Source organism: Lutimonas sp. (assembly GCF_051011215.1).
Classification (GTDB): domain Bacteria; phylum Bacteroidota; class Bacteroidia; order Flavobacteriales; family Flavobacteriaceae; genus Lutimonas.
In genome coordinates this window covers 1-18,724 of sequence record NZ_JBPCUJ010000164.1, presented here as the reverse complement: position 1 = coordinate 18,724, position 18,724 = coordinate 1, and the positions used below count along the sequence as shown (strand labels likewise).

General features: G+C 35.9%; 15 protein-coding genes. 10 read left to right on the top strand and 5 right to left on the bottom strand.

The genetic code is table 11. From position 1 onward, the window contains the following. The first annotated feature begins 68 nt into the window (after nt 1–68). Nucleotides 69–689, top strand: coding sequence for a YqaA family protein (locus tag ACR2MV_RS15560; protein ID WP_434023114.1), 621 nt, complete (start codon nt 69–71; stop codon nt 687–689). A gap of 94 nt (nt 690–783) precedes the next feature. Here the strand turns inward: ACR2MV_RS15560 and ACR2MV_RS15555 are convergent, their stop codons facing one another. Beyond that, a complete protein-coding gene (locus tag ACR2MV_RS15555) occupies nt 784–1,659 on the bottom strand; it encodes a sugar phosphate isomerase/epimerase family protein (protein WP_434023112.1) in 876 nt (291 codons plus the stop codon). A gap of 104 nt (nt 1,660–1,763) precedes the next feature. Here ACR2MV_RS15555 and ACR2MV_RS15550 point away from each other — a divergent pair, with 104 nt between their 5' ends. The 6 genes from ACR2MV_RS15550 (at nt 1,764) to ACR2MV_RS15525 (ending at nt 9,462) form a co-directional block, all read left to right on the top strand. After that, nucleotides 1,764–2,666, top strand: coding sequence for an EamA family transporter (locus tag ACR2MV_RS15550; RefSeq protein WP_434023110.1), 903 nt, complete (start codon nt 1,764–1,766; stop codon nt 2,664–2,666). 49 nt (nt 2,667–2,715) lie between these two features. Next, nucleotides 2,716–3,978 carry a cation:proton antiporter gene (locus ACR2MV_RS15545; RefSeq protein WP_434023109.1) on the top strand — a complete coding sequence of 421 codons (1,263 nt, stop codon included), beginning with the start codon at nt 2,716–2,718 and terminating at the stop codon, nt 3,976–3,978. 55 nt (nt 3,979–4,033) lie between these two features. Further along, nucleotides 4,034–5,344, top strand: a complete 1,311-nt coding sequence (locus tag ACR2MV_RS15540) for an MFS transporter (protein ID WP_434023108.1) — start codon at nt 4,034–4,036, stop codon at nt 5,342–5,344. A 252-nt stretch (nt 5,345–5,596) separates the two neighbouring features. After that, the gene (locus ACR2MV_RS15535; RefSeq protein WP_434023107.1) at nt 5,597–6,421 is read left to right on the top strand and encodes a DUF2911 domain-containing protein; all 825 of its coding nucleotides are present in this window, start codon (nt 5,597–5,599) and stop codon (nt 6,419–6,421) included. 163 nt (nt 6,422–6,584) lie between these two features. Next, a complete protein-coding gene (locus ACR2MV_RS15530) occupies nt 6,585–7,133 on the top strand; it encodes a hypothetical protein (RefSeq protein ID WP_434023105.1) in 549 nt (182 codons plus the stop codon). A 70-nt stretch (nt 7,134–7,203) separates the two neighbouring features. Next, on the top strand, nt 7,204–9,462 hold the full coding sequence (locus ACR2MV_RS15525) for a DUF5916 domain-containing protein (protein ID WP_434023104.1): 2,259 nt from the start codon (nt 7,204–7,206) through the stop codon (nt 9,460–9,462). A gap of 27 nt (nt 9,463–9,489) precedes the next feature. Here ACR2MV_RS15525 and ACR2MV_RS15520 read toward each other — a convergent pair whose 3' ends face one another. Both ACR2MV_RS15520 and ACR2MV_RS15515 read right to left on the bottom strand, forming a co-directional pair. Beyond that, nucleotides 9,490–11,682 carry an amino acid permease gene (locus ACR2MV_RS15520; RefSeq protein WP_434023102.1) on the bottom strand — a complete coding sequence of 731 codons (2,193 nt, stop codon included), beginning with the start codon at nt 11,680–11,682 and terminating at the stop codon, nt 9,490–9,492. Between the two features lie 96 nt (nt 11,683–11,778). Next, the gene (locus tag ACR2MV_RS15515; RefSeq protein WP_434023100.1) at nt 11,779–12,594 is read right to left on the bottom strand and encodes a DUF1853 family protein; all 816 of its coding nucleotides are present in this window, start codon (nt 12,592–12,594) and stop codon (nt 11,779–11,781) included. 123 nt (nt 12,595–12,717) lie between these two features. Here ACR2MV_RS15515 and ACR2MV_RS15510 point away from each other — a divergent pair, with 123 nt between their 5' ends. Next, a complete protein-coding gene (locus tag ACR2MV_RS15510; RefSeq protein ID WP_434023099.1) occupies nt 12,718–13,551 on the top strand; it encodes an FKBP-type peptidyl-prolyl cis-trans isomerase in 834 nt (277 codons plus the stop codon). 85 nt (nt 13,552–13,636) lie between these two features. Then, nucleotides 13,637–15,649 (top strand): M13 family metallopeptidase, encoded by a 2,013-nt coding sequence (locus tag ACR2MV_RS15505; protein WP_434023097.1) that lies wholly within the window; start codon nt 13,637–13,639, stop codon nt 15,647–15,649. 15 nt (nt 15,650–15,664) lie between these two features. Here ACR2MV_RS15505 and ACR2MV_RS15500 read toward each other — a convergent pair whose 3' ends face one another. Together ACR2MV_RS15500 and ACR2MV_RS15495 are read right to left on the bottom strand one after the other, a co-directional pair. Further along, entirely contained in the window at nt 15,665–16,369 is a 705-nt protein-coding gene (locus ACR2MV_RS15500; protein WP_434023095.1) for a LytR/AlgR family response regulator transcription factor, read from the bottom strand. Beyond that, complete coding sequence (locus ACR2MV_RS15495) at nt 16,362–17,489, bottom strand: sensor histidine kinase (protein WP_434023093.1); 1,128 nt, start codon at nt 17,487–17,489, stop codon at nt 16,362–16,364. Before ACR2MV_RS15495 ends, ACR2MV_RS15500 begins: the two co-directional genes overlap by 8 nt. 372 nt (nt 17,490–17,861) lie before the next feature. Between ACR2MV_RS15495 and ACR2MV_RS15490 the strand changes: the two genes are divergently transcribed. Next, nucleotides 17,862–18,724 (top strand): serine hydrolase domain-containing protein (locus ACR2MV_RS15490; protein ID WP_434023091.1); only part of this gene is annotated, 863 nt, incomplete at its 3' end.

Sequence of the window (18,724 nt, the reverse complement as noted above, 5' to 3'; positions counted from 1 at the left end):
AGTGCAATGATTCAAACATAGTGAATATGTAGTATCTTTGCGTTTTCGGAAATAGGGATATATTAACTATGAGTTCAGCTCCAAAACAGAGTGTAAAAAAATCAAGAATCAGGTTGCTTCACCAGTATTATTCATATACAGGCTTTTATGCTTTTGTAAGATCCAGTCTGGGAAAAGCAATTCTGCCAATTGGATTATTTATAGTAGCCCTGTGGATCATCCATGCTTTTGTGATTGATTTTGACGATTTGTTCACTTCAATTACCACCACCTATAGTCCCATTGCGATTTTATCAGTTTTTTTTGCATCTGAATCCTTTCTTGGCTTGATTCCTCCAGAAATTTTTATTGCCTGGGCGGATAAAACCGAATCGCCTATTTTTTACCTGTCATTATTGGCGGTGTTATCCTATGTAGGTGGGATTATTTCCTATTTTATTGGGAGAGGCATTGCGATCATGCCATCGATGTATGCCTATCTGGAGGTAAAAATGCAAAAGCATGTAAAAATGATTCGAAAATGGGGAGGTTTCTTAATAGTAGTAGGTGCCTTGTTACCGATTCCATTTTCTTTAACCAGTATAGCTGCAGGTTTAATTAAATATGAATTTAAGAATTACCTGCTATTTGGTTTGCTTCGTTTTTTGAGATTTTACTTATATGCTGTCCTGATCTTTAGCGTTATTTAAACTTTAAACACTCTTAGAATCTCAGTAAGAACTTGGTAAAAAAAAACAGGAAACGATCGAAACCCTTTCCTGTCTTTAAAATTTATTTTAGTCTTTATTCGAAGCCAATCTTATGCAGCGCATCATGACTCACTTTAATTGCCTCAAGTGGTTTCATGTTAAAGGTTCTGTCCTGCTCAACAAAATAATACTTCATCCCAGACTTATCTTTTCCGCTTAGAATCTTCGTAAAATCTATCGTACCATTTCCTACCGGAGCAAATCTTCCCTGATCGTCCATATCTTTTACATGCCATAGCTTGAATCTATTCGGATATTTTTCAAAATAGGCCAGAGGATCAGCCCCTGCCTTGGTTACCCAATAAAGGTCCATCTGAAAATTGACATAGGCCGGATCTGTATTTTCTAATAAGTAATCAATGATCACCGTACCGTCCTTTCCTTTCATAAATTCAAAATCATGGTTGTGATACAATAGTTTTAAACCAGCTGCATCACATTTTTTACCCATCGTACTTAATATTTCAGCGAGTTCTTCAGCAGTTCCTTCCATACCCATTGATTTGGTTTCTGCGTAATACTTAAACATACCCATTGGTGGGATTGGTACTACAAAGTATTCAAAACCAGCAGCTTTGGCATCAGCAAACATCACATCTGCATTGTCTAAAGTCACTGAGGATTGATGCGTACTTACCGGAGTCAAACCCAATTCGTCCAAATATTTTTTAAAATCTTCCGGAGACATGTCATAATACATTCCATCTCTGTAACCTGCGGCTTCAATATTCTTATAACCGGTATCCGCCACTGTTTTAAGTGTTGCTTTAGCGTCTTTGGACATATCGTTTCTCACAGTATAGAGCGCGAGTCCACCAAACTGATCCTGAGCTACTACTGAGAATGATGTTAAAATTGCCAAACAGAACACAAAGAATGCAAGGCTGTTGTTTTTCATTAGTTGTTTCATAATTATATCTTGTTTTAGAACTTTAAAAATAGGAATAAATGTCTCAATAATTTAAAAACTCAATCTAAAATTAATGATTACTTTCACCGCCAAAATTGAGCAGTTTGAAAAAACCAAATTACCGCATTTTAATTATTATGGCATTCTTCGCCATTTATGTCATTTGGGGATCTACTTATTTACTGAATAAAATATTGGTAACTGAACTGCCTCCTTTGTTTCTGGCATCAATTCGCTTTGTAATTGCGGGTGTTATAATTTTTATCATCGCATGGTTTTTAAAATATGATCTTAGGATTTCGAAAAGGCAGTTTATCAATACGCTTATTGCTGGTTTTTTGTTTTTGGTCTATGGAAACGGTGTCTTTGTCTGGGCCTTGCAATATGTAGACAGTGGTTTTGGCGCTTTATTGGCTTCAACTCAGCCGTTATTTGTTCTTTTTCTGATGAAATTAATGTATGGCCAAAAGATTTTACCCAAAGCTATTTTAGGTGTATTTTTTGGCGTTTTCGGAATGATTCTTTTGGTGAATCAACAAGGATTGAGTTTTAATGAAAATAGTTTGGTTGGCATCATCATGATCTTTTCTTGCATTCTCTGTTGGAGCTATGCCAGTGTTTTTGTTTCAAAACATGAATTGCCAGTCAATCAGTTTGTGAGTGCTGCCTATCAAATGTTATCCGCAGGAATCCTGCTGCTCCTGGCAAGTCTGTTGTTTGGTGAAACGTGGATTGCTCCTGATCAATGGAGCTCTTCTGCAAAAGTATCTATGCTATTATTAATTGTATTCGGCAGCATTGTTGCCTTCACATCATTTAACTACCTGTTAAAAGTGGTTCCACCGGAAAAAGTAGCTACTTCCGCCTACGTGAATCCTGTAATTGCATTGATCCTAGGTTGGTATGTGCTGGACGAAAAAATATCGCTGCAATCAATTATTGCGGCCGTGATTCTCTTAACGGGCGTTTATTTTATCAATAGAAAAAAACGCCTATTCAAGAAATAATTTTGATAGCAGAAAGGAATAAGGTAAATTCGAGGGCAATATCAAACCTATGGATTACTTTACTATCACTGCTGTTTTAGTCAGCATTTCAGCCATTTTCGGATATATTAATGTGCGGTTTTTAAAATTACCAAACACAATAGGGCTGATGCTGATCACCATACTTTTCACCTTGGCCATCTTCGCCTTTAGTTTTTATGATAGCGCCTTGCTGAACGCTGAAAAATACATCATTACACATATAGATTTCAAGGAGGTTTTGTTAGATATCATGCTGAGTTTCCTGCTATTCGCAGGTGCTTTACATACTAATTTTAATCAGCTAAAAGTTCAGAAATGGCCTGTTTTTGCCTTCTCAACCCTGGGTGTTGTTTTTTCGACTTTTCTGGTTGGTTTTGCGATGTTTTACCTATTACCGCTTCTTGGGATGCAGGTAAAACTGGTCTATTGTTTATTATTTGGGGCATTGATCTCGCCAACTGACCCCATTGCGGTCTTGAGTATTTTAAAAAAAGCAGGGGCTCCTAAAAAGCTGGAAACCAAAATTGTAGGAGAATCGTTATTTAATGATGGAGTAGGTGTAGTTGTTTTTTTAACCATTTATAACATTGCCAAATTTGGAACTGAACAAGTGGATAGCGTAGATGTTATTAAATTATTCAGTCAGGAGGTTTTCGGTGGTGTGGCCCTTGGCTTATTTTTAGGGTGGATAACCTTTAAGCTAATGAAATCCATTAATGATTATGATATTGAAGTGATTATCACCTTGGCAACCGTTATGGGAGGTACTGTGCTGGCACATAAGTTCCATTTGTCGGCTCCTTTAGCCATGGTAACGGCTGGTCTGGTTGTTGGAAATGATACCGTACGGAATTCTGCCATGTCAAAGATCACAGAAAATTACGTAGATAAATTCTGGGAATTGATCGATATTTTAATGAATACCATCTTATTTGTATTAATCGGTATGGAAATACTGGTTTTATCTTTTGAGTTAAACTATTTTATTGCTGGATTAATTGCTGTGCCTGTGGTATTGATTTGCAGATACTTATCATTGATCCTTCCTGTAAAATTCTTTGAAAAGAAACTCAAATTTGTCCCTAAAACAAATTTGATTATGACCTGGGGAGGATTGAGAGGTGGAATTTCTATTGCATTGGCACTGGGCCTGACCCAGGAAATGCATCGCGATCTGTTTTTAGTCATCACCTATGTAGTTGTGGTCTTTTCTATCATTGTGCAAGGCCTTACTGTCGGAACTCTTGTAAAAAAGGTGACCAAAGACCTTGATCCTTCTTATTTGGATTGAGAAATGATGAAGTGCAGCATGATAAATCAGTAACAATGATACAATCCACTATTTTTTGAATAAGCGAATACATAGAATCTCTTTTGTTAATCCTGAAAAATTTCCGTTTTTTTATGGCTATATCGTACTTTTTATTGGAAGTGTGGGCGTTCTAGCCAGTATTCCGGGTCAAACTGTAGGAGTTTCTGTATTTACAGACCCCGTGAAAGATGCCCTTGGTCTCAGTAGAAATCAATTTAGTAATGCCTATATGATAGGTACTTTAATAAGTGCCTTTTTTGTGAGTAAAGCAGGTGTTTTGTTTGATCGTTTTGGAGCGAGGTATGTAGCTTTTTTTGCGGCCTTTTTTCTTGGAATTTCTCTGTTATTATGTTCCGTGTCAGTTGAAATCAGCCAGGCCTTTGCATCTTTTTTAGCCCTTGAATCATGGATGATTCCGTTTAGTGTAATGACGATACTCTTTTTCTGTATTCGTTTTACGGGACAAGGTGTGTTAACCATGGCTTCCAGAAATATGATTATGATCTGGTTTGATAGAAACAGGGGCAAGGTGAACTCTATCAGCAGTATTGCGGTAAGTCTGGGTTTTTCAAGTTCTCCCATTTTAATCAACAAACTGATCAACGATCACGGCTGGGAATTCAGCTGGCAGATGATGGCAATTTCCCTGTTTATTTTTAGTTTTTTAATTCTGTTGTTTTACAGAAACAGACCCGAAGATTACAATCTTAAACCCGATGGATATCTCAAAGCAATGAAGAAAGTTAAATTGCAACAAGTTGAGAAAAACTTCACTTTGATAGCGGCAAAAAAAACCAGGGCTTTCTGGACGTTCGGATTAGCACTGGCATTTAACAGTTTTTTTATCACTGGCTTTACATTTCATGTGGTCTCCATTTTTACAAATCAAGATTATTCACGTTCACAGGCCATAGCCATTTTTGTACCAATTTCCATAATTGCTATATCCGTTTCTACGCTTTGCAATATTTTAAGCGATCATATAAAACATACCATTTTCTTATACCTTATGCTGGGGAGTGGAGCACTGGCCTCATTAGGCTTGTTATTCTTGGCCCAAACCTGGGGCGTCTATTTATTGATCATAGGACTAGGATGCTATAGTGGTTTGTTTGCTGTTGTGAATGCCGTCACATGGCCGCGTTATTATGGTAGAAAACACTTAGGAGCAATCACTGGAAAAGTAATGAGTTTTCTGGTAATTGCCAGCGCAATTGCCCCTAGTATGTTTAGCCTGAGTTTTACTAAATTGGGCTCATATAGTTACATCAGTTACCTCACATTGGCATTTCTCGTCATTCTGTTATTCGCTTCATTTCAAGCGAAAAACCCCCAACATTCATAGACTTTTTGTATTTGAGCCTTACACAATCACTTTTTACTGGAATTGAATATTTCAAATTCAACTTTACTTTAAATAGCGCAACGAGTTGATGAATAGTATTTTAACATAATTTTAGAATTGGTATCTATAAGCGTTAAATATTTGATGAAAAAGAAAAGTCTTATCCTAATTCAAAAATGAGATCCCTACTTTTAAAAGACAATTAATTCAAAATTATATCATGAAAAACTCAAAATTTAGCTTGGTATTGCTATGTCTTCTGGTCTCAGCAGTATCGATAAAAGCACAAAACATTACGCAACCCAGAGCAAGTCAGCAAGTTATGGATTGTATATGATTCCAGGAGAAAATGAATTCCAGCTTCTGTTTTCAAGATACTACCAGTCCTGGGGTTCCAATGCGCCTTCAGAAGATGACATCGTCTTAAAAGTATCTGTAAATCCAATGACAATTGATGGCCGGGAATGGCTGAGCTATGATTTTATTGAAAGAGGCAGTAAGAGTCTAACAGCAGCTTTACAATGGGATACGGTAAGCGTGCCTTTTAAAATAGCATATGATGTGAACAAAATAGTGGTTGATAATGCACGAGCTGAACTCAAAGGATTAGCAGGATTTGGCCAGGGATATAATCAGGCGGCATCTTATTGCTTGCGAAATGACTATAATCTGGAAGAAGCCATGACATGGATTGATCAATCGATTGGTGCCGGTAAATCATTTCAAAATTTATCGGTAAAATCAGGATTGCTGGCCAAGCAAGGTAAAAAAGAGGCGTCAGATGAAGTTATGGAAGAAGCACTCACAATGGCAAATGGCAATCAATTAAATCAATATGGATACCAGCTATTAGGTGCCGGGGACGCCAAGGGAGCCATTGAAATCTTTTCTATGAATATTAAAAAGAATCCTGATCACCCTTTTATTTGGGGATTTACAGATAGCCTTGGTGAGGCTTATCTCGCTGACGGAAATAAGAAAATGGCACTTAAATATTATAAAGAAGCCAAAACAAAAGCACCTGAAGGTCAATATGCCTATTTAGATGGCGTCATTGCAGGAATTGAAGCCATGTAAAAAGGACAACGACTTTCAATCAAATTTAGAATTTAATAAAACCGCATGCTTGCATGCGGTTTTATTTGACTTATTATTTTGTTTCAAATCAATACTTTTTATAAAACGTGTAACAAAATCGCCATAGGTCCGTCTGTTTAAGATATATTATTAAAAACAAACTATGAAAAAGTTCAACTCAATTCTCTTTTTATCCATAATAGGATTCCTATTTGCATCTTGTAATACGGACGATTCTGATCAATTTGATAAAGAGCTTATCCCGCTGTTTGACCAATCTGTGACATCTATGATCCATGGAGATGAAAATAAATCCTGGCACATAACAGAAGTTATCAATGTGTATTATCAAAGCAATTATGATTTAGAGATTGATCTTGACTGTGTTAAGGATGATGTCTACACCTTTTCATCACAATCTGAAAATGTAACAATAGACCTTGGTGATGACCGTTGTTTTGGACAAAACGATGATGGTATTTTTACGGCAGATATTGAAATATTCCAATCGAGACTATTATACTTCAACGATACAGTAATTTTGGAATATGTAAGTGGTTATGTAAATAATGAAGGGACAGCTTCAGGATCTTCCCAACGATGGTATAGGTTGGCTGAAATATCTGAAGACAGGATGGTATTCCATAGAGAAGGAGGAAGGTATATTGGTGAATACAGACAGGCTTTGGTTTTTGAAAAAATACCTGAATAAATCATTGTAATTTATGCGGACAACCTCCTTATTAATTCACTATATTTAGACATAAATTTAATTAGGATATATGAATAGTAATTATTCAAATGGCCTTAAAAAGTGCACAAACCTGAATCAACTTTTCAAGTGGAATTCATGCTTCTCAAAAGCAAAAACTTTTATACCCTATCTATTCTTTTTTATTTTTTTGCATTCCATTCAGGGGCAAAAAAAGAACGCTGATTACCGACTTAATATTCGAAAAACCAATGCGGTTATAACTATTGATGGAATCGTTGACGAAGAGGCCTGGCAAGAAACAGACGTAGCCAATGATTTCTTTATGGTCTTGCCGGAAGATACAGGAAAAGCGGAACAACAATCAGAAGTTCGTATGTGTTACGATGATAAGCACATTTATTTGGCAGCTGTCTTTTACCACAATCCACCGGGCCCGTATTATGTTGAATCATTAAGAAGGGATTTTTCTTTTGGGAAAAATGATAATTTTTTATTGTTCTTGGACCCTTTTAACAACCAAACCACCGGGTTTTCTTTTGGAGCCAACGCAGCTGGAGCTCAATGGGACGGCACTATGAATAACGGAAGTAATGTTGATCTTAACTGGGATAGCAAATGGATATCTAAAGTAAAGCAAGACAAGGATAAATGGGTAGTGGAAATGGCGATTCCATTTAAGTCAATACGTTATAAAAAAGATGTCAAAGAATGGGGGATCAATTTTAGCAGATTAGATTTAAAATCAAGTGAAAAATCAAGCTGGACTCCTGTTCCAAGGCAATTTTCAACATCCACCTTGGCCTATTCAGGTGTTTTAGTTTGGGATGAAGCACCACCACCTACCGGTGTGAATTTTTCTTTAATTCCTTATGTTTTAGGAAGTGTTAATGCTAATAATATAGAAGGAAGTAACACAGATTATGAAACCAAAATAGGCGGTGATGTAAAATTTGCCTTGACCTCATCATTGAACCTCGATTTGACAATTAACCCTGATTTTTCACAAGTTGAAGTAGACCAGCAAATTGTTAATCTTGATCGCTTCGAATTATTTTATCCTGAAAAAAGACAGTTCTTTCTTGAAAATGCTGATTTGTTTGCCAGTTTTGGTTATTCCAATATCAGACCGTTTTTCTCAAGGAGAATTGGATTAGATGTACCCATTCATGCCGGGGTACGAGTTAGTGGTAATTTAAATGAAAACTGGCGTATGGGCCTCATGGATATGCAGACGGCCAGTGATGAAGAAACAGGTCTGCCAAGTCAGAATTTTGCAGCACTAACGTTTCAGAAAAAAGTGTTCAGTCAATCTAGTATCGGACTGATGTTTGTAAACAAGGAATCTACATCTTATCCAATAGATACAGAAGAGTACAGAGAATTATACCCTAAGTTCAACCGAAATCTGGGACTGGAATATAACCTGGCCTCCTATAATAATTTATGGACCGGAAAAGCCTTTGTCTTTAAATCATTTTCGCCGGACGATGAAGGCAACGGATTTACACAGGCAGCCAATATTGAATATAAAACACAGAACTGGAATTTTGGATTTAAGGAAGAATATGTCGCTGATGATTATAGAGCAGAGGTAGGGTTTGTTCCACGTACAGGGTACTTTAAGATCAATCCTTTTGTGGGATACCTATTCTACCCAGAAAAGAAATCTACTGTTTTAAGTCATGGTCCAAGAGCTACAAATATCAGCTATTTTAATGAAGATTTTAAAAACACTGATTACCTTAATTTATTGCAATACTATCTAAATTTCAGAAACAGAAGTTCTTTTAGAATGACCTTAATCAATGAATTTGTTGAATTACAAGAACCTTTTGATCCTACTGGTACTGGTAAGCCAGAATTACCAGCCGGATCGCAGCATTATTGGAATGCCCTTCGCCTGAATTATAATTCTAAACCTCAAAGTATGTTTACCTATAGCATCGGAACAAGAGTAGGCGGATATTACCAAGATGGCTCTTGGTTCAGTTTAAACAACGAACTGGGTTATCGATTTCAACCCTATGTTAGTTTGAGTTCGGTGATCAGTTATAACAATATTAAAATGCCGGCCCCATGGAATACTACTGAATTTTGGCTTATCGGTGCTAAAGCAGACATTACGTTTACTAATAAATTATTCTTTGCAACCCTGTTTCAATATAATGAACAAAGTAAAAATTTTAATCTAAATTCAAGATTTCAATGGCGTTATCAACCCGCCTCTGACTTATTTTTGGTCTATACCTATAATGACCAATTAGCCCCCTTCACAGATACAACCCAGACACTTACCTTAAAATTAGTTTATTGGTTCAATAAATAAGAATTGAGGTGCCAGGTCAATGGCTTTTTAAGCTAAAATACTCTCATGACCCGAATCCTTTACAAAAATACAAGAGCTTTTTGTTTTTTCTGACATTTCTTTTACAAATTCAAATTTGAGATCTTCATCCATACCAAATATATTCAGATCAGCATTTGGTGCGTTATTGACAACTGTATAGAAATCACCAAGATATACTTCGGTGATGGTTTGGGGTAAACGAGCCAGACTCGTTAACGTTTTTAGGAATTTTTTCGCAGTCTGTTCTTCATCCGGATTATTAACCACTGTGATGAGCCTGATGCGTGCGCCCCAGTTCATCTTCAGTTTATAAGCCACTAGTATTGAGAGATCTAGATTTCCGATATCCCATCCTAAATTCCAGTTTCCACGCCTGTCACTTACCCATACATTAATAGTATTACGCTGCCCCAATAAGGCAGTAGGGTGCGTCAAATACAACAAAACGCCAATTTCTAAACGAATACACTCTTTCATAACCGGCCTGAGTTCGGTTTCATAATTATCGTGATCCTGTAAATTTAAAAAGACAATATTAGGTCTGAAAAAGGCTCCTTGAAGGGCCTGGTTCCCATTATTAATACCCTTGGCAAACTCCTGGGTATGGATGACCGAAGAAGATGAAAACACTTCTTTTTGTCTGAATGCAGCAGAAATGGCTTCTAACTCTGAGGCCAAGGTGCTCGATGCTGAAAAAGGTTCTATTCCCAATAATTTGATAGAGCCTTTGGGTTTGGCAATATTTCTTAAAAACTCAAAGTTTCCTTTTAAACCACTGATATCTCTTACAGGAACCATCAAATTGGCCTTCCATGCCCTTTGCTGCATATTTTTCATTCCCCAGGTATGTTTAGCAGCCCATTCGGCAAAGGAAACAAATAAACCTGGTCTAACATCCTCGAAGGGTGTTTCCAGGTTTTGTCTTTGGAGATACCAATATACCATTAAAACGATCATGATAGAGATCAAACTGATGGTAGGGTTTATTATAAACATCGCAAATACAGACGAAAACAATCCGAACCAAGGTACCCATCTATCAATCTTAAAAATTGGACGATAACTGATCAAACCGAGGTTTTGCTCGATAATTACTACAATATTGATCATGGCATAGGTGATGAGAAAAAACAGTGTCACCAAGGGAGCAACAGCATTGATATTTCTTAACAGCAAGGTTGAGAAAATGAGTATACCGGTAACGATCATGGCATTTCTAGGTTGACCATTTTTACTTTGACCCTTTAAAAAATTAGAATAGGGCAGTACCTGATGCTCGCCCATGGCAAAAAGAATTCTGGAGGAACCGACAATCGAAGCCAACGCTGACGAAAAAGTAGCACCCAGGATTCCGGCAATGACCAATGGTCCAAAAAAGGCCTTATCAACCATGATATAATAATCATTTAGAAGTTCATTTTCTGTTGCACTTCGCGCAATCCAGAAAGCCAGCACCATATAAATCACAAAACTGACACCAATGGCCCAAAGGGTTCCACTCGGAATACTCTTTTTTGGAAATTCTAATTCACCAGACATATTGGCCCCGGCCATGATCCCCGTGGCCGCAGGAAAGAATACGGCAAATACAATCCAGAAATTACTACCACTAAAATTATTTTCTATAGATCCTTTGAATGACCCCCAACTTAATGCTTCACTTGTTGGAATAGTCATAGAGCCTTCATAAGCTGCAATCGTAATCGAAATCAAGGATAAGACAATGATTGCCATAATAATAAACTGTGTCTTAATGGCCAGATTTGCACTGATATAGGCAATCGTATAGAGAATTACAAATACACTAATATCGACCAAAAAGGCATTGTGTTCGGGAAAAATACCTAACCAGCCTTCTCTAAACCCAAAAATATACATGGTCACGGCCAGGCCTTGTGAAATGTATCGGGGAATTCCTAAACTACCACCAACTTCAAGACCTAAGGCCTGAGAGACAATGGCATAGGCACCCCCGGCTCCAATTCGTATGTTCGTGGTAATTGCCGACATCGAAAGTGCTGTACATAAGGTGATTAGAAAAGAAATAATAATGATTAACCAGGCTCCGAGCAGGCCGGCATTTCCCACTACCCAACCCAACCGCAGGTACATGATTACACCTAATATGGTGAGTAGGGTAGGCGTAAAAACACCTCCGAAGGTTCCGAATTTTTTAATGGTTTTTGATTCGTTGATCATAAAAGTCTGATAGTGATTTGGAGAAGTAATTTACTAATTTAAATGATAAAGTAGTTTTAATATATTTATTACAAATTTGATTATTTCATTGCCTTATTATAGAGACCACCAGACCACAAAAAATTTCTGCAAGCTACCATCTGGAAATTTGATCCAGCATAAAGGTGCTTTATTGTTTTGTATAAGCCGCCTAATGACTTTCATATAAGTATCAAATGGCAGCCAATCCACTCCGTTATGTACATCTTGTAACCAATCAAATTTGTTCGGAATAAAAAATTCACATGTCTCAAATTGCTCCATGCGAGAATGATGTACATAAAATCCTCTAAGACATTCCTTATTGACCAGTTTATAATCAATTTTGGTTTTATAAGGAGTAAATAATTGAGCTTTAAAGCACACTCTTTGCTTTACCTTGTTTGCTTCAATTCCCAGACTGTTTAACAGAGGCTTTGTATATGGATTATGCAATAAAGGGAATTGCTTCTCAGCTAGTTTGGCGAGTTTCTTTTTTAGCGTGTCATTTCTGTTGGGACCAATCCAATGTTCAATTTCATTCTTGCCGATGGATGGATCATACAGGTAAAACTTAAAAACAATTTCAAGATGAATTGGAACTCCATCTTGCATAAGAAGGCAATCAATTTCTCCAACTGTCGTTGTACCGTTTTGAATCTGTTTATTGCTCAATAGAATCTGTACTTTTACCATCTGTTCTAATTCACTGATTACAAACTGTTCAACCCTTTTTCCGAGCAATAGATTGTCTGGAATTAATCCGTTAAATTCAAGGAGGGACTTGCTTGGAATGGTCAATTGTTCAAGTCCGAATTCGAGATGATCCGTCCATAACTCTGCTGTTTTTGCATAGCCTTGGTATTGCAGCCCTATTGAATTATTTACCGTCATAATCTACTAAGATATAACTCTAAAAAACAGCAATTAAATCTTATGTAATTTTTAACTATATTTTTTATTCTTCAACAATCTCATTTAAGTATATTTGCCGCCATAATAAAAAAATCTATTGATATGAAAGCTTTCTTTTTTGCCTTTTTAATGGTCCTGTTTGTTTCATGTGATTCTGATGAAGCATCCATCGATGTTGACTATAGAACTGAAAATGAATTGGAAATTCAGGATTATATTAGTAAAAACAATCTGGATGCCAAAGCCACCGGATCAGGGTTACATTATGTAATCGATGAACAGGGTGAAGGCGCTGAAATAAATCTAAATTCTGATGTTTCATTACGATACAAAGGAATGCTTACTGATGGTACCGTGCTTTTGGAAAATAATGAAGAAGGCGTGTCAATAGTTTTAAGAAATGAAATAACCGGTTTGGTAGAGGGGCTTCAGCTTTTTAATGAGGGTGGAAGCGGTACCTTACTGATTCCTTCTCATTTGGCTTATGGAAGTAATGATTATGGCGAAATTCCTGCAGGTTCAGTGATTATTTTTGAAGTAGAACTAATCGATTATGATGCTGAAAACAAGGTTGAAATATTAAAATATGTTTCGGATAATGAATTGCAGGCTGTTGAAAGTGATTCAGGTTTGTTTTATGTTATTGACGAGCAAGGAACTGGAGCATTCCCTGAAGCAGAATCTGTGGTAACAGTTGTTTACAAGGGATCTTTAACCAATGGAGATGTATTTGATGAAAGCGATGAAAACGGGATTACGGCGCAACTTAATAAATTTATTCCTGGCTGGATAGAAGGAATTCAATACTTCAAAGAAGGTGGAAAGGGACAACTTTTGATCCCTTCGTCCTTGGCCTACGGTAGATTTGGAAGTGGGAATGATATTCCAGGTGGTGCAGTGCTTATTTTTGAAGTAAATCTGGTAAGCGTTGACTAGAGAACTATTTTAGTTTTGCATCTTGATATGGGTATGAATCAACCGTATAGAAAATTCCTATATTTGTTGAAATCAGATCTATATTATGAAAAAACTAGTACTCTTTGCATCGTTTTTATTCCTTTTCATAGGATGTGTTGACAAAGATCAACAAGAAGAAACCACTGAGAATTTATTCGATGGCATTGATGCCTCCATTAAACCTGGTGATGATTTCTTTAGCCATGTGAATAAATCCTGGTACGAACAGGCAGTCATTGCCGAAGATCAGGTAGGCGTGGGAGCTTACAGATTTCTCAATATTCCTCAGAAGAAATTACTGCAAAAAATTCTGGCTGAAGTTTCCTCAGAATCCCATCCCAAAGGGAGTGTTGAGCAATTAGTAGGTGATTTTTATGCCTCTGGTATGGATACGCTGGAAATTAACAAAAGAGGCTTGGAGCCAATTCAGTATATGCTTGAGGATATTGATGGCATTAAAGATCTTTCTGCATTAATGGCTTATGTCACCAAGCAGCTTCAAATAGGAGATTATTCCATCATGTATCCCTATATTTCTCCGGATCAAAAAAACAGCACAGTAAATATTGCTCATTTTGTTCAGACAGGATTGGGTCTTCCTGACAGAGATTATTATTTCAGAAAAGATTCATCAGCGGTAAATATTCAGCAAGCTTATAAAGAATATGTAAGCACTCTATTTTCCCTGGCCAATGTAGCGGAGGTAGAAAAAATGTCAGCATTTGTGTATGACTTGGAGATACAATTGGCTGCATCACATAAAACCAGGGTAGAGAGAAGAGATGTTCAGGCCAATTACAATAAATTATCAGTAGAAGATCTTGATAAAAAACACCGCAATATTGGATGGAAACAGGTTTTAAACAATCTTGCCATTGACACGGACTCAATTGATATAAGTCAACTTGCCTATTATGACAAACTTGATCAGCTTCTCATTTCCGTTTCTTTAGAACAATGGAAAGCATATTTAAAGGCCAATACTCTTGGGTCTTTTTCAAATGTAATGAGCCGGGAATTTGAAGATGCTACTTTTAATTATAGCAAGATAATTTCAGGACAGGCAGTGAATAAATCGAGAGAAGAGTTAATGGTGCAAAGAGTGGACCGTCAAATTGGTTTTGCTTTGGGGCAGTTATATGTGAAGCGTCATTTTAGCGAAGAAGCCAAAAAAAGAGCCCTGGAATTGGTAAATAATTTTCAAAGAGCCCTTGAAAAAAGAATCACCGAGCTTGATTGGATGAGCGACAGTACCAAAGTGAAAGCCAAAGAAAAACTATTCGCAATTAATAAGAAAATTGGATATCCTGATGTTTGGAGAACTTATGAAGTAAGCATAGAAAGAACTACGTTTTTTGAAAACGTACTTGCCTTAAGAAAAGATAAATTTAATTATAACCTTGCAAAATTAAATAAAGCACCAGATCGAAACGAATGGTTTACAACTCCATCCACGGTAACTGCTTATTACAATCCTTCTATGAATGAAATTGTATTTCCGGCAGGTATATTACAAGCTCCTTATTTTGATCTCTCCGCTGATGATGCCGTCAACTATGGTGGAATAGGTATGGTCATAGGTCATGAATATACACATGCTTTTGATGATCAGGGAGCTCAATTTGACAAGGAAGGAAACCTGAAGAATTGGTGGACAGCTGAGGACTATGAGAAATTTAAAGAAAGAACTCAACTGGTGATAGATCAATACAATGGATTTACTGTATTGGATACCGTGCATCTCAATGGAGCCTTAACACTGGGTGAAAATACGGCAGACAACGGAGGAATTGCCATAGCCTTTGAAGCCTTTCATATGACAGAACAGGCAAAAGACACTGTTAGAATCAATGGGTTTTTACCTAATGAGCGATTTTTTCTTTCGATTGCTAGAATCTGGAGGGTAAAAACAAGGGATGAATATTTAAGAAATTACGTTGCCACTGACCCTCATTCGCCTCCAAAATGGAGAGTTAACGGACCCTTGATGAATTTTACGCCATTTTACACAACTTTTGACCTGCAACCTCAGGATCTAAATTATAAACCAGAAGAAGAACGAATTACTATTTGGTAACCGTTAAAGGTGCAACTAAGCATTAAATAGCTTGTTGACGCGTTGCTTATAGGTTTGGCCAATAGGTATCTTATGTTCATTTATAATAATACGATTGCCTTCGATAAATCTTATCTTATCGATCGCTATAATAAATGACTTATGAACTCTTAAAAAATTACCATCGTTCAGTATAGATTCATAATATGATATTTTTTCATGACTCACAATCATTTCATCATTCAAAAACAATTTTGTGTAATTTCCATAAGCCTCAATGTATAATAGATCATCAAAATCTATTTGATGGTGTTTTTTATCCCCTTTTACAAAAAAACGGATCGAGGCATCTGATTTGCCGGAAATCTCTTTGACAGTTGTATTCGAAGTTTGTTTTTCCGAAATTTTATTAACGGCTTTCACCAAACGGTCAAAGCTGAATGGTTTTAATAAATAGTCAACAACATTCAATTCAAAGCCTTCTAGAGCATGTTCTTTATAAGCTGTTGTAATAATGGTTTTTGGTGGATTACTCAACGTTTTTAAAAAGTCTAGTCCGCGTAATTTAGGCATGTTTATATCCAAAAACATAAAATCTACAGTGTTTTCATTCAAATACTGCATTGCCTCCATAGCATTATAACAATTCTTTTCCAATTGTATATGTGGCAACATACCGCAGAATTCTTCTATAATTTCATGGGCTAAGGGCTCATCATCAATTATTATATACTTAAGCATGTTTAGGGGTTTTTAATGTAGTTGTATAAATATCATTCTTTGCTTCAACAAGGAGCTCATAATTTTTATCGTAATTTAATAAAAGTCTTCTTTTTAGGTTCTTCAAACCGATTCCGTTTGATTCTTCGAGTTCATTTGGATCAAAATTATTCTCTATATCAAAATGTATAAATCCGTCTTGTTGATACAATTCAATATGAATAAAGGCATTTTCCGCCAGCGTTTCCACCCCGTGCTTAAAGGCATTTTCCAAAAGAATAATATACAATAACGGAGCTACAGATATACTAGGATCTATGTCATGCTTAAAGGTGATTTCAACAGACTTTTTATAACGAATTTTATGTAATTCTATATAATTATTCAAATAGTCAATCTCATCCTGAAGCTTTACGGTTTCCTTTTCTCCTTCATAAATGGTATAGCGCATCATATCAGATAACTTCAAAATTACCTCAGGGGCCTGCTTGGAGTTTTTAACCGTAAGGGCGTAAAGATTGTTTAAGGTATTAAAGAAAAAATGGGGATTAATCTGTGTTTTTAATAATGACAATTCTGTTTTCGCTTTTTCCGCTTTTAGGTTTTGAACCCATTTCCATTGGTCAAAAATCCATATTAAAAACAAAACAGGAATCGGAAAAAAGAAAATAACAATAGGGAAGTCCTCCTTTATTTTCAAATAAGCTTCCACATCTCCTGAAAAAAGTCTTAAGTAGATAAAATACAAAAATAAAGGAGCATAAATCAGGGTAATCAATTTCCAATATTTTTTTATAAAGGAAGGAATCAACAGAAAGGCCAATCCAAACCAAAATCCCATCAAAAGAATAAATGTAATTGGGTTGTCTGGTATGTCCATTATTGAGTCAATAGTCAAGGCAGTAAAAAAGAGAATAATGATACCAAGGACCTTTACTACTGTTTCCTTTTTGTTTTTCAAATATTTGAAATAATAACTGGCAAAGCCAATAACCAACCCCCAAAACAAGGTAAAATAATTGAACACGATATGACTGTCTTCAGGGATTATAATAAAACCAATGCGTTCTAACAAATAGAATATGGGTATAATAATCAGTCCAATTAAAAATGCTTTGTACTTATCTAAAAATTTAATCATAGGTCAAAAGTAATCAAGTTTAACTCCCTTGACAAGCAAGTTGACACACACTATGCTAATTGACATGAACACATCAATTTTCAGGGTGAACTTGATTGATACTTATTTTAAGTCGATATAGCCTCCTAATAATACTATATATCATATTAATTAGAATGCACTTTCTCTTCATTTTATGTTTGTGTCAAATAAATAAAATCAAAATTATGAGAACTCTAATTAACAATCAATACAAGTATAAATTAATCAAAACAAGTAGTACCAGTTGGAATACCAAAAGACGATTCAAATAAAAACACAACGAAGAATAACACCAATAATACAAATCGAAATATCACGTAACAAATAATAAACTATTTAACCAGAAACAAAATGAAACACAAAATATTAAGTCTAATTTTCGCAATTAGTATTTTCGCGGCCAATGCCCAAATGTCAATTCCACAACAAACAAACATTGATAAAATCTTCTCAAGATGGGATGCTAAAGATGCTCCAGGAGGAACCGTAGGAATCATAAAAGATGGAGAATTGATTTTTACGAAAGGATATGGAATGGCTAACCTGGACTATAACATTCCAAACGAACCTAAAACTGTTTTTACTATAGCTTCAACCTCAAAACAATTTACTGCAGCATCAATCATTCTGTTGTCAGAACAAGGTAAGTTATCATTGGAAGATACATTGATGAAATTTTTTCCAAAATTTCCAGCGTATGCCAATGAAATTACTATTCAACACTTATTAAACCATACGAGTGGAATAAGAGATTATATTATCTTGGCGAGGCTTTCTGGTTTAACAGTTGATGATTATTATACGAATGAAATCGTAGAGAAATTATTGACAAATCAACAAGAGTTAAACTTTACTCCTGGCGATGAATATTTGTATAGTAATTCAGGATATTGGCTACTTGGCCAAATTGTTGAAAAAGTAAGTGGTTCTACATTGGCAGAATTTGCAAAGAAAAATATTTTTGATCCTTTAGAAATGCATGATACCCATTTTCATGATAATCAGAATCAAATTGTTAAGAACAGAGCAACTGGATATAGACCTGATAGAAAAGGTGGATATTATATTTACAATACAACCTTAAATATGATTGGTTCTGGAGGTTTAAAAACTAATGTAACTGATCTTGTAAAATGGGATGCTACATTCTATAATTCGAATTTGTTCACTCCAGGTTTTTGGGATAAAATGACTGAAAATGGAATCTTGAATGA